This is a genomic window from Taklimakanibacter albus, from assembly GCF_016595235.1.
Taxonomy (GTDB): domain Bacteria; phylum Pseudomonadota; class Alphaproteobacteria; order Rhizobiales; family Aestuariivirgaceae; genus Taklimakanibacter; species Taklimakanibacter albus.
Genome location: NZ_JAENHL010000008.1, coordinates 1,544,506 through 1,556,125 on the forward strand (window position 1 = coordinate 1,544,506; position 11,620 = coordinate 1,556,125).

10 protein-coding genes are annotated in these 11,620 nt (G+C 61.7%); 3 read left to right on the forward strand and 7 right to left on the reverse strand.

From position 1 onward, the window contains the following. Positions 1-71: 71 nt before the first annotated feature. A complete protein-coding gene (locus JHL16_RS30320) occupies positions 72-1,007 on the forward strand; it encodes a GntR family transcriptional regulator (RefSeq protein ID WP_200188605.1) in 936 nt (311 codons plus the stop codon). Between the two features lie 37 nt (positions 1,008-1,044). Continuing rightward, positions 1,045-2,055 (forward strand): magnesium/cobalt transporter CorA, encoded by a 1,011-nt coding sequence (corA, locus tag JHL16_RS30325; RefSeq protein ID WP_200188606.1) that lies wholly within the window; start codon positions 1,045-1,047, stop codon positions 2,053-2,055. Between the two features lie 6 nt (positions 2,056-2,061). Here the strand turns inward: corA and JHL16_RS30330 are convergent, their stop codons facing one another. From JHL16_RS30330 to JHL16_RS30350, 5 genes are all read right to left on the reverse strand, one after another. After that, positions 2,062-2,904, reverse strand: a complete 843-nt coding sequence (locus JHL16_RS30330) for a carbohydrate ABC transporter permease (protein WP_200188607.1) — start codon at positions 2,902-2,904, stop codon at positions 2,062-2,064. 2 nt (positions 2,905-2,906) lie between these two features. Next, positions 2,907-3,776: a carbohydrate ABC transporter permease gene (locus tag JHL16_RS30335; protein WP_200188608.1), complete on the reverse strand. Its 870-nt coding sequence runs from the start codon at positions 3,774-3,776 to the stop codon at positions 2,907-2,909. A gap of 68 nt (positions 3,777-3,844) precedes the next feature. Further along, complete coding sequence (locus JHL16_RS30340) at positions 3,845-5,059, reverse strand: ABC transporter substrate-binding protein (RefSeq protein WP_200188609.1); 1,215 nt, start codon at positions 5,057-5,059, stop codon at positions 3,845-3,847. A 48-nt stretch (positions 5,060-5,107) separates the two neighbouring features. Beyond that, positions 5,108-6,598, reverse strand: a complete 1,491-nt coding sequence (locus JHL16_RS30345) for an amidase (protein WP_200188610.1) — start codon at positions 6,596-6,598, stop codon at positions 5,108-5,110. Then, positions 6,598-7,962, reverse strand: coding sequence for an aminotransferase family protein (locus JHL16_RS30350; RefSeq protein WP_200188611.1), 1,365 nt, complete (start codon positions 7,960-7,962; stop codon positions 6,598-6,600). The genes JHL16_RS30345 and JHL16_RS30350 overlap by 1 nt, the downstream gene beginning before the upstream one ends. A 72-nt stretch (positions 7,963-8,034) precedes the next feature. Between JHL16_RS30350 and mocR the strand changes: the two genes are divergently transcribed. Next, the gene (mocR, locus tag JHL16_RS30355) at positions 8,035-9,513 is read left to right on the forward strand and encodes a rhizopine catabolism transcriptional regulator MocR (protein WP_200188612.1); all 1,479 of its coding nucleotides are present in this window, start codon (positions 8,035-8,037) and stop codon (positions 9,511-9,513) included. 5 nt (positions 9,514-9,518) lie between these two features. Here the strand turns inward: mocR and JHL16_RS30360 are convergent, their stop codons facing one another. Both JHL16_RS30360 and JHL16_RS30365 read right to left on the reverse strand, forming a co-directional pair. Beyond that, a complete protein-coding gene (locus JHL16_RS30360; protein ID WP_200188613.1) occupies positions 9,519-10,562 on the reverse strand; it encodes a Gfo/Idh/MocA family protein in 1,044 nt (347 codons plus the stop codon). Positions 10,563-10,564: 2 nt separating this feature from the next. After that, a complete protein-coding gene (locus JHL16_RS30365) occupies positions 10,565-11,572 on the reverse strand; it encodes a Gfo/Idh/MocA family protein (RefSeq protein ID WP_200188614.1) in 1,008 nt (335 codons plus the stop codon). Positions 11,573-11,620 lie beyond the last annotated feature (48 nt).

The window sequence follows — 11,620 nt, forward strand, 5'->3', positions numbered from 1 at the left end:
AATGCTTCTAACGGCATTTCCTTGCGATACAGATATGCTATAATGTCTTTTGAACTATGTAAAGTACATAAATGGACAGTGCCAAAAGACTTAAAAGCGAGCTCCAGACCGAACTCGTCAGCCGGATCAGTGAATGGGTCCGCAACCAGGATCAAGGCGATAAGATCCGGGTCCGCGAGGCGGTGCTGTCGCGCGAGCTCGGCGTGTCGCGCACCCCGATCCGCGCCGCGCTTCAGCATCTGGTGAGTGAAGGCGTTCTCCATCCGCATGAGCTCGGCGGCTATACGGTGCTGCAGATGCCGCCCGCCGCCGCCGACAGCATGAACCCTGGCGAAGAAGCGGCCGGCCTTTATGGCCGCTTGCTGCGCGACATCATCCTGAACGAAGTCCCCGCTCCCGCCACCGAAAGCGCGCTGATGCGCCATTACAAGGCCGGGCGCGGCGAAGTCCTGCAGGTGCTGCGCCGGCTGATGCGCGAAGGCCTCGCCGAACCCTTGCCCGGCAAAGGCTGGATGATGCTGGAATTCAACAGCGACCAGATGCTGAAGAGCTATCACCTGCGCGGCATCATCGAGCCGGCGCTGCTCATCGACCGCCTCTATGTCATCGACCGCCCGGCGCTCGAAAGACTGAAGACCGATCATCAAACCGCTCTCGCCGCCCTCTCGGAAGACTCGTCCTGGCGCGAGATCTTCGAGTTCGACGCGACATTCCACGAGGTCGTGGCGCGTGGCAGCCGCAACGATCTCATCGTCGACATCATAAGGCGGCAGAACCGGCTGCGCCGGCTCGCCGAATTCTTCAGCTATTCCCGTATCGAGCGCATCCGCGCCTCGATGCTGGAACATGTCGCCATCCTCGACGCCCTGCTCGCCGGCGACCAGGCCTGGGCCTCGGCCTTGATGCGCCAGCATCTGATGGTGTCGCGAGCCGAGACTGAGGAGCATTTTACGCGCGACCTCGAGGCGGTGCGCCAGGCCGCCAGCGGCATCGAAAGACTGAGGTAAAGTTGCACGGGGCGGCCAGGTTCGCTAGACCTTGATCATGCCAGACCAAGTGCCGCCCAAAGCCCCGCCCAAGCTCGAACCTGGCGTCGTCGCCGCCGGCGTCTATGCCAAGGGCAAACGTGTCAGCGACATCGAGATCGACGATGCCGGCAAATGGCGCAAGAAGCCCGGCCACGTCGTGTGGATCGGCCTGTTCGAGCCGAGCGGCGACCTCCTCGCCCGGGTGAGCGAGCAGCTCAATCTGCATCCCCTCGCCATCGAGGATGCCGAGAAGGCGCATCAGCATCCCAAGATCGAGGAATATGGCGACGCGCTCTTCATCGTGGCGCGCACGGCGCAGATGGTCGAGGGCAAGATCGCCTTCGGCGAGACGCATCTCTTTGTCGGGCGTGGCTATATCGTGTCGGTCCGCCACGGCGCATCAGCGACCTATTCGACGGTGCGCGCCCATTGCGAGTCCTGCCCGAAGATGCTGTCGCATGGCGAGGACTACATTCTCTACAAGATCCTCGATTTCATCGTCGACAATTACATGCCGGTGCTGGAGACGGTGCGTCACGAAATCGAGGGGCTGGAAGACAAAGTTCTGCATGAGTCGATCAGCACCGAGCAGGTGCGCCGGCTCTATGCGCTGCGGCGTGATCTGCTGAAGCTGCGCAACGCCGTCGTCCCACTGGTCGATATCTGCCGCCGGCTCGAACATGTCGAATTGCTGCCGATCGATCCCGAGATGCGGCCACATTTCCGTGATGTCACCGACCATGTGCAGCGCATCCGCGAAAGCGTCGATTCGCTGCGCGAGGTGCTGGCGTTCGCCTTCGAAGCAAGTCTGATGATGGGCCAGGCGCAGCAAAGCACCATCACCCGCAAGCTCGCCGCCTGGGCCGCGATCCTCGCGGTGCCGACGGCGATCGCCGGCATCTACGGCATGAATTTCGACCATATGCCCGAGCTCAAATGGCGATATGGCTATTTCGCCGTGATCGGCGTCATCGTGGCGCTGTGCGGCTTCCTCTTTTACCGCTTCCGCAAAAACAAATGGCTCTAGGCGGAACTACTTGACCGCGCCGGCCGCCATGCCGCCGACCAGGTAACGCTGCAGCCACATGAACAGCGCGGTGACCGGCAGTGTGGCGACCAGCACGGCCGCCATGATGTGGTGCCATTTGAGCTCATAGAGATTGGAGGCCAGAGCATGCACCTCGAGCGGCAAGGTGAAATGCTCCGAGCTTCTGACCAAGGTCAAAGTGATCACGAACTCGTTCCACACCTCGACGAAGGTGAACATCGCCGTGACACTCAAGGCTGGCAGTGCCAGCGGCAGGAAGATGCGGATGAGCGAGGCCGTGGCGCTGGCGCCGTCGATCCAGGCCGCTTCCTCGATATCGCGCGGAATGGTCGAGAAATAGTTGAACAGCATCATCACCGAGAAGGCGAGATTGAAGGCGGCGACGACGATCGCCACCGGATCGAGGGAGTCGATCCAGCCGAGCCAGACGAACAGCCGGAACAGGCCGAGTGCCAGGACGATGGGCGAGACCATCTGGGTGATGAGCAGGAATAGCTGGTATTTGCGCTTCCAGCGGAAATCGTAGCGCGACAAGGCATAGGCCGACGGAATGCCGACAAGCAGAACCAAAGCCACCGAGGCCACGGCGACATAAAGGCTGTTCAGCACCGCGGTGCCATAGTCGACGCTCGTCCACATGTCGCTGAAATTTTCGACCGCCAGCCTGGAGGGCAGCCAGCGTTGCGGGTTGATGAAAATCTCATCGCGCGGGCGCAAGGCGGTCGACAGCATCACCGCGAAGGGAAACAGATTGAGTGCGATCAGCGGCGCCAGCAGCAACCAGCACAGAAGGCTGCGGATCGGGCGCGAGCGCGTGAACAGACCCATGATCAGGTCTCCTCGCGGCGCATCTGCAGCGCCGCATAGACGACGGTGAAGACGAGGAGTACGGCAAACATCATCAGCGAGACGACGGAAGCCTTGCCGAGCTGCCCGAATTTGAAGGCGAGCTTATAGAGATAGGTCACCAATATGTCGGTGCCGTCGGCCGGCCCGCCCTGGGTCAGGACCCAGATGATCGGGAAGGAGTTGAAGATATAGATCACATTCAGCACGATCGCGATGTTCACGAAGGGCTTGAGCAGCGGCAAGGTAATATGGCGGAAGCTCTTCCAGCCGGTCGCCCCGTCGACGGCACCCGCCTCATAGACATCACCGGCGATCGACGACAGGCCGCCGAGCAGCAAGGTGACGGTAAAGGGGATAGACACTAGTATCGCGATGGCGATCTGCACCATGAAGGCCAAGGGCGCGGTGCCGAGCCATTCGATCGGCGTATCGATGATGCCCAGCTGCAGCAGCAAATGGTTGAAAAGCCCCGATTGCCCGTTGAGCGCCCAGCGCCAGACCACCGCCGTCATGGTGAGCGAGACTGACCAGGGCAACAGGATCAGAAGCCGGGCGAAGCCACGGCCGGCAAAATCCTCATTGAGGATGAGCGCCACCGGGAGCGACAGAAGCAGCGTTCCGAGAACCACCGCGGCGGTCCAGACGATGGTACGGAGGAGTGCCGCATAGAACAGTGGATCGGCGAAAACATCGGCGAAGTTGGCAAAGCCATTGAAAGAGAGCAGGACGCCGAAGCGGCTCACTTCATGGAAAGCGGTCCAGATGAGGATCAGAATGGGTAAGCCGATGACCAGAGCGGTCAACAGGAGGCCGGGCAGGATCAGCCAGAAGGCGCGACTCATGCGGAACATCCGGAAGATGCCCCTGACCTTCCCTTCTCCCGCAAGCGGGAGAAGGGGTGGGTGTGAGAGAGCCGTGCTCATTTCTTCCGCAGCACGTCGATCTCCGTGGCGGCGCGATTGAGCGCGACTTCGGACGTCTCCTCGCCCAGATAGACCCGCTGCAGCGCACGCACCGTGATATCGGCGATCTGATCGAAATTCGGGATCAGCGGGGCGAAATGCGCGACCGGCAGAAGGGCGGTGAAGGCCCTCATGTCGGGATCCTTCTGGTAATAGTCGGACGCCGCCACCGCCTTGGTCACCGGCAACAGACCCTCACGCTCGTCGAAGGCGGCACGGTATTTGTCCTGATAGAGGAACTCGATCACCTTCCAGGCTTCGTCCTTCGACTTGGCGCCGGAAAACATCATCAGCGTGTCGGTGATGCCATAGGTCGCCGATGTCGTCTTCACCGGAATGGGCAGCACCTCATATTTGAGGTTGGGCGCTTCCTTCTTGATCTGCGGGATCAGCATCGGGAAGGTAAAGACCATGCCGACCTTGCCCTGCTTGAACAAAGCAAAGGTCTCGGCCTCGCCGTAGCTCGTCGGCGTCGGCTGGGTGGCGCCGTCATCGATCAGCTGCTTGTAAGATTGCGCGGCAGCGATGGCTTCCGGCGAATTAAGCGCGCTCATGCCGTCTTCCTTCAGGATGCGACCGCCGAAGGAAAGCAGCGCATAGAAGTAATAGGCGTCGACCTCCACGCCCTGCCCTTGCAGACCGAAACCATAAGTTCCGGGCAGCTTGGAGATCTGACGGGCCGCACCCATGAACTCGTCCCAGGTCGTGGGCGGCTTGGCGCCGGCCTTCTCGAACAGCTCCGTGTTGACGATCATCGCCCGGGCCGAAGCGGCGAAAGGCAGACCCATGAGCTTGCCGTCGATCATCGACGGCGAAAAGAAGGACTCGATGAACACGTCCTTGAAGGCCGGCGTCATATGCGCATCGAGCGGCTCGGCGACGCCTTGCGCGGCGTAGTCGGTGAGCGACCGCGTGCCGATCAAAGCCAGATCGGGCGGCGAGCCGGCGGCAATATCGGTGGTGAGCTTCTGGTTCAGCGTCTCCCATGACGTGAATTCGAGAACGAGATTGATGCCGGGATTAGCGGCCTCGAAATCCCTCTCGACTTCCTTAAAGAAAGGCTCGGTCTCGCTCGAATAGGGCGGGACGACGAAACGGACGTCGCCGGCATAGGCCGTTCCAGTACAAAGGGCGGTGGCCAATAGAATAGACGACAGGTACTTTCTCAACATACTTTCCTCCTTGAGTTATAACGAGGCCGCTTGGATGCGGCCTTTCGTTTACGTCGCCAGCGATCTTCCGGCGCAGATGTCGTAGGTTCGGGTCCAGGGTCGCGCGCGTTCGAAGGCAGCACTCGCCGCGAACACATCCTCATCGGCGAAGCGGCGCCCGGCGATCTGCATGCCGACCGGCAGATTGCCTTCGGCGAGGCCGGCCGGCACGGTTGCCGCCGGATGGCCGGTGTAGTTCTGGATATAGGTGCAGCACCAGCCGATCAGCGGATCGATCGCCTCGCCATTGATCTCGCGAGGGCCGACCGTGTTGCCGTCGGTGGCGTTGTCGACCGGCAAGGCGGCAAGTGTCGGGGTGACGAGGAAGTCATAATGCGCCATCACCGCTTCGATCGCCTCATAGACGCCGGTGCGCATGTGGTGGTCATTGAGCCAGTCCTGCGCCGACTGACGCCTCGCTATATCGAGCCAATGATGCAGCTCAGGCGGCAGGCCGGCACTGTCTTTGCCTTCGAGATCGACGCCCAAAGTCTTGAAGTAGGCGATGGCCTGGAGCGCATTGTGGGCCGAGAAGCGGCACCACAGATCGCTCAACTCCTTCTGCGCATAGGGAATGGCGAGCTTCACCTCTTCGACATGGGCGCCGAGCTCGGCAAACGCTTTCACCGCCGCGTCCACCACTTTGCGCACGCGCGGATCGATCGGAAAGATACCGTAGTCGGGACTGTAGGCGATCTTGCGACCGCGGATGCCGCGCCGAAGCGCGCCCAGATAATCGACTGAGCCGTCGAGACTGTTAGGATCGCGGGCGTCATAGCCGCCGAGCACTTCCATGCCCAATGCCGCATCCTCGACGGTGCGGGTGATCGGTCCCTCATAGATGTAAGGCGAGGTCGTCGCGAAGGCGTTGGGCCGCGTGACATTGGGCACGCGCCCGAAGGACGCCTTGTAGCCATAGACGCCGCACCAGGACGCGGGGATACGGATCGAGCCGCCACCATCCGTGCCTTCGGCCAAAGGCACCAAACCGTCGGCGACCGCGGCGCCGCTGCCACCCGATGAGCCGCCGGAATTCTTGGTGGTATTGAACGGGTTGCGCGTCGGCCCGAACAGATAATTGTCGCAGGTGCCGCGAAAGCCGAGCGCCGGGCTGTTGGTCTTGCCGACGATGACGGCGCCGGCGCGCTCCATGCGTTCGGCGAAATTGCAGTAATTGCTTGCGACATAGTCCCTGAGTGCCGGCACACCGCCAAAGGTGTTTACCCAGCCAGGTTTGAAGTCGAAGCAGTCCTTCATGGCGACCGGGACGCCATGGAGATGGCCGAGGGCCTCGCCTCTCGCCACCGCCGCTTCGGCTTCCCGCGCCCGTTTGCGCGCGTCGTCGAAACCCGAAATCACGATGGCATTGAGACTCGGATTGCGCGCCTCGATCACCTGGATCGCCGTCTCGACGAGCTCGACCGGCGAGATCTCGCGCCGCCTGACGAGCAGCGCCATTTGCGCGGCGCCGAGGCGCGCATATTCATTATAGAGGACCATCAGGCGAGCCCTCGCTCCTTCGCGACTTCGGTGATGGCCTGCGCGCAGACGGCCACCGTGCGGTCGAGATGCTCCTTGCCGACGATGAGCGGCGGGGCGATCTCCAGAGCCGAGCCGATGGCGCTGACCACCACGCCCAGGTCGCGCATGCGGCGAACCACCGCTTTCACCGTATCGTCGGTGAAGACCGCCCTGGTCTGCTTGTCGCGGGTGAAATCGACGGCATGCCATAGCCCTAAGCCCCGCACATCGCCGACGATCGGGAGATGGGCGACGGCTTCGGCGAGATTGGCGCCGAATTCGGCACCAATCTTGGCCGCCCGCGGAATGAGGCCTTCACGCTCCTTGATGGCGATCACCGCATTGGCGGCGGCACAGGCCACCGCGTGGCCGGAGAAGGTATGGACATGGCGGAAGACCGGCAGTGCATCGGCGATCTCGTCGCGCGTCATGACGGCGCCTAGGGGCGCATAACCGGCGCTCATCGCCTTGGCCATGGTCATGATGTCCGGCTCGATGCCGAAATGCTCGCTGGCGAACCAGTTTCCGGTGCGCCCAAAGCCGGTGATCACCTCATCGATGACGAGAAGCACGCCATAACGGGTGCAGATCTCGCGCACTTTCTGCAGATAGCTCTTGGTCGGGATCTGCACACCATTCGCCTGCATGATCGGCTCGGCGATAAAGGCAGCCACCAGGTCAGGCCCTTCGAACTGGATCTGGCGCTCGAGATGGCTGGCGCAGTGATCGGCATAATCTTCTTCGCTCATCCCATAGGGGTTGCGATAGCGCATCGGATTGGCGACGAAGCTGTGGCCCACCGCGCGCGGATCCGGAATATCGCGCACATTCAGCCAGTCGGTGACCGAAAGCGCGCCGAGCGTCGAGCCGTGATAGGCGTTCCAGCGCGAGATGACCTTGAAGGCACGCGGCTTGCCGGTGTTCTGCTGATATTGCCGGGCGAGCTTGAGCGCGGTCTCGGTCGCCTCCGACCCGCCGCTGACGAAGCAGACTTTCGACAGACGGCCCGGCGCCAGCTCGGCAATCTTCGCGGCAAGCGTGACGGTCGGCTCGCTCAGGAAACGGGTCGTGCCTGAGTAATGCATGCGCAGGGCCTGCTCATACATCGCGCGGGCGATCTCCTCGTTGCCGTAGCCCAGCGAATTGGCCCGCGACGTGGAGCTCATCATGTCGAGCAATTGGCGGCCCTCATGATCGGTGACATGGACGCCTTTGCCCTCGACATAGATGCAGGGACCGTCGCTCTGGACTTCGCTCTGCGGCACCATCGAAAACAAGGTGTGCTGATAGGCCAGACTCGCCAGATCGCGTGAGTTGGCCGCGTCTTTCGTCTTCGGTTCCATAGCGTTGCGCTCCTTCCACCTCGTCGGGAAAGAGCCTATGGTCAATGTGGTCTCATAAGAAGAACCAGAGCGATGAAAAAAGTTAGAACCACTTTGGCGGGAGCTTCCGTCCTTCTCGATTTGATCCTGCTCGACCGGAAGGCCGGCGCTCCGCAATATCAGCAGCTCTACCGGCAGATGCGCGCGCTCATCCTGAAGCGAACCCTGCGCCCCGGCACGAACCTGCCCGCAACCCGGGCGCTCGCCGGCGATCTGGGCATCGCCCGCAACACCGTCATCGCCGTCTATGAGCAGCTCGAAGCCGAAGGTTATATCGAGACCCGGCATGGCGCCCGCGCCAGGGTCGCGGATCTGCCGCTCGACAAATCGTCGAAGTCCGCCACGCGCCTGCCGAGCATGGCCGACAGCCTGTCGGCGCGCGGCCATGTGCTGCTCGAGCAGACCCATCGCTCCAGCCCGGCGAGCCAGATCCTCTTCCAGCCGGGCCTGCCGGATGTGAAGTATTTTCCCTTCGCCACCTGGCGCCGGCTTCTGACGCAAAGGCTGCGGCCCAGCGCCGACGATATCTTCGGCTATCACAGCTTCACCGGCTATGCGCCGCTGCGCGCGGCCATCGCCAATTATCTCGAAGCGGCACGCGGCGTGCGCTGCACACCTGAGCAGGTCATCGTCACCACCGGCGCGCAAGGCGCGCTCGATCTCCTTGCCCGTCTCTTCCTCGATCCGGGCGATACGGTATTGCTCGAGGAGCCGGGTTATACGGGCGCCCAAGGCGCCTTTCTCGCCGCCGGCGCAAGGCTGCTGCCGCTTCCCGTCGATGAGACCGGCTGGCAATTGCCGGATATCGCGAAGGCCCGGCCGCGGCTCATCTATCTCACACCTTCGTGCCAGTTCCCGCTCGGCCTCACCATGCGCATGGAGCAGCGCCTCAAGGTCATCGAGCTTGCCGAGGCCGCCAATGCCTGGATCATCGAGGATGATTTCGACAGCGAATATCGCTTCGCCAACAAGCCGGTGCCGGCGATGCAGGGCGCCGACGGCAATGGCCGCACCATCTATGTCGGCACCTTCGCCAAGACACTATTTCCGTCGCTGCGCATCGGCTTCATGGTGCTGCCGCGCGCGCTCGATGAGCGGATGAACAAGGCCTTGTTCCTCTCCGGCAAAAGCGCGCCCTTGTTTCTGCAGGCGGCGTTATCGGACTTCATCGAGCAAGGACATTTCGCCAAACATCTGCGCCGCATGAAACGTATCTATGGAACGCGGCGCGCCAGCTTCGTCGCCCGTGTCGAAGAGCAACTCGGCGAATGGCTGACGCCGATCGACGGCAGATCCGGCCTGCAGACGGTGTGGAAGCTGCGCAAGGGTCTCAAGGACAAGCACATCGCCGATCTGGCGAGCGAAGCTTCGTTCGGCGTGACGCCGCTGTCCGAGCACTATCATCACGGCCCCGGGCTTCAGGGCATCATTCTCGGCTATGCGGCGGTCGAGACGGCAGCCGTACCGAGAGGCCTAGCGCGGCTTAAGGCGGTGCTGCGCAAGGCCGGTTAAGACAGTTACAGGGTGACGACCTGGCCCTCATGAATCGACCGGTCGGCGGCGACGACGATCTTGAGACTCTTCACGCCGTCATTCATATGATCGGTGAGGTCGATGTTCTCCTCGATCGCCTTCAGAAGATAACGCTGCTCGCGCTCGCACAGGCCGTCATGATCGGGCTCATCCGTCATGTCGATGCGCTCGTCGGGCTTCGACATGTCGGCATGATGCAAGAGGATCTGATTGGTCTTGGTGTGGGCGTTGATGTCGTCGGACTTCACAGCACCCGCGGTCTCGGCCATCACGATCGATACCGAGCCCTTGGGGCCGATCACGTCCTTCACGAAAAAGGCCGTCTCGCTCATCATCGGACCCCAGCCGGCCTCATACCAACCGACCGAGCCGTCATCGAAGGAGACCTGCAGCATGCCGTAATTCTGCTTGACCACTTCATCAGTAAGTCTCGTTCCGATCGCATGCACCTTGGTGGGCTTGGCCTTGGTCATCTGGCACATGACATCGACATAATGCACGCCGCAATCGACGATCGGCGGGAAGCTGTCCATCAGGCGCTTGTGCCATTCCCAAGTCTCGCCATTGGACTGCTGGTTGAGATTCATGCGGAAGACCAGAGGCGTGCCGAGCTTCTTGGCGATCTCGATGAATTTGATCCAGGACGGGTGATGGCGGAGAATATAGCCGATCACCAGCTTGCGCTTGGTGCGCTTCGCCGTCTCCACCACCTTCTCGGCATTGGCGACCGAATCGGCGAGCGGCTTCTCGACGAAGACATGGGCGCCCGCTTCCATCGACTTGATGGCGAAGTCGGCATGCGTGTCGGGCAGCGTGTTGATCGACACGACATCGGGCTTGAGCTCTTTCAGCGCCGTGTCGAAATCCGCAAATTTCTTTGCGTCCTTCAGCGCCTCGGGAAGCTTGCGCTGGGCAATGCGCCTTTCGCACACGCCGACCACCTCGAAGCCCGGAATACGCGTATAGGCGAGCGCGTGGCTCATGCCCATATTGCCGAGGCCGACCACCAAAACCCGTTTATTTGCCATGTCTAGTTTCCTCCGATCCTGATCACATTACCGGTGCGCGCCGATTCTTCCGCCGCGAGCGTCGCTTCCAGAGCCGCGGCCGCGTCTTCCGGCCGCCCCATGCTCGGCGTCTTTCCATTCAAGGCGCAAGTGGCGAAATAAGCAAATTCATCGCGCAGCGCCCCGCCGCGCACGCCGTCGAATTCCGGCCAGTAGGTCGTGTCGGGGCTGTGCAGCTTGTCCTTGGACACGATGCCGAGATTGGGGAAGGTGTCCTGGACATGGATGATGCCTTCGGTGCCGATGATCGACAGGCGCTCATCGATGTCGAAAGGCGTCTTTTCCGGCATGCACCAGACCGTTTCGAGGGTCGCTGAGGCGCCGCCGGCGAAGCGATACATCGTCTGGCCGATATCCGGGAATTTGAGCCCGCGCACATCGACCGTCTGGGCATAGGCGCTGACGATCCGATCGCCAGTGAACCACAGCATGAGGTCGGTATCGTGGATGGCATCGCCGACGATCGGTCCGATCTTGTTGAGAATTTCGGGCGTCCAGGCGGCGGGGATGTTGCGCCTAGAGCTCATGGCGACGATCTTGCCGATCTTACCCGCCGCGATCGCCTGCTTCGCCATGCGATAGCGCGGATTGAAGCGGCAGATATGGCCGACGAGCAGAATGCCTTTCGACCGCTTCGACGCCGCGATGATTTTATTGCAGTCGGCGACCGTCGAGGCCATCGGCTTTTCAAGGAAGACATGCTTTCCCGCTTCGAGCGCGGCGATGGCGGGCTCGGTATGCTGGTCCCACATGGTCACGATCGACACGGCGTCGATCTCAGGATCGGCCAGCATATCGCGATAATCGCGATAGGTTTTCTTGACCCCATATTTCTTAGCGAGTTCCGCCAGACGGTCGGGCTTGCGGGTACACAGAGCGGCGAGCTCCAGATTGGGAACACCGACAATGGTGTCGCAATGGATTTCGCCGAACCAGCCCAGACCGATGACACCGATGCGCAATCTGTCCATGTGTTTCCCTTTTTAGTTTTGAGCGCTTCCTTATCGTCAAAGTCGAGA

Coding starts and splice junctions, on each gene's coding strand:
- JHL16_RS30320 (WP_200188605.1), top strand. CDS start 72: ATGGACAGTGCCAAAAGACTTAAAAGCGAGCTCCAGACCGAACTCGTC.
- corA (WP_200188606.1), top strand. CDS start 1,045: ATGCCAGACCAAGTGCCGCCCAAAGCCCCGCCCAAGCTCGAACCTGGC.
- JHL16_RS30330 (WP_200188607.1), bottom strand. CDS start 2,904: ATGGGTCTGTTCACGCGCTCGCGCCCGATCCGCAGCCTTCTGTGCTGG.
- JHL16_RS30335 (WP_200188608.1), bottom strand. CDS start 3,776: ATGTTCCGCATGAGTCGCGCCTTCTGGCTGATCCTGCCCGGCCTCCTG.
- JHL16_RS30340 (WP_200188609.1), bottom strand. CDS start 5,059: ATGTTGAGAAAGTACCTGTCGTCTATTCTATTGGCCACCGCCCTTTGT.
- JHL16_RS30345 (WP_200188610.1), bottom strand. CDS start 6,598: ATGGTCCTCTATAATGAATATGCGCGCCTCGGCGCCGCGCAAATGGCG.
- JHL16_RS30350 (WP_200188611.1), bottom strand. CDS start 7,962: ATGGAACCGAAGACGAAAGACGCGGCCAACTCACGCGATCTGGCGAGT.
- mocR (WP_200188612.1), top strand. CDS start 8,035: ATGAAAAAAGTTAGAACCACTTTGGCGGGAGCTTCCGTCCTTCTCGAT.
- JHL16_RS30360 (WP_200188613.1), bottom strand. CDS start 10,562: ATGGCAAATAAACGGGTTTTGGTGGTCGGCCTCGGCAATATGGGCATG.
- JHL16_RS30365 (WP_200188614.1), bottom strand. CDS start 11,572: ATGGACAGATTGCGCATCGGTGTCATCGGTCTGGGCTGGTTCGGCGAA.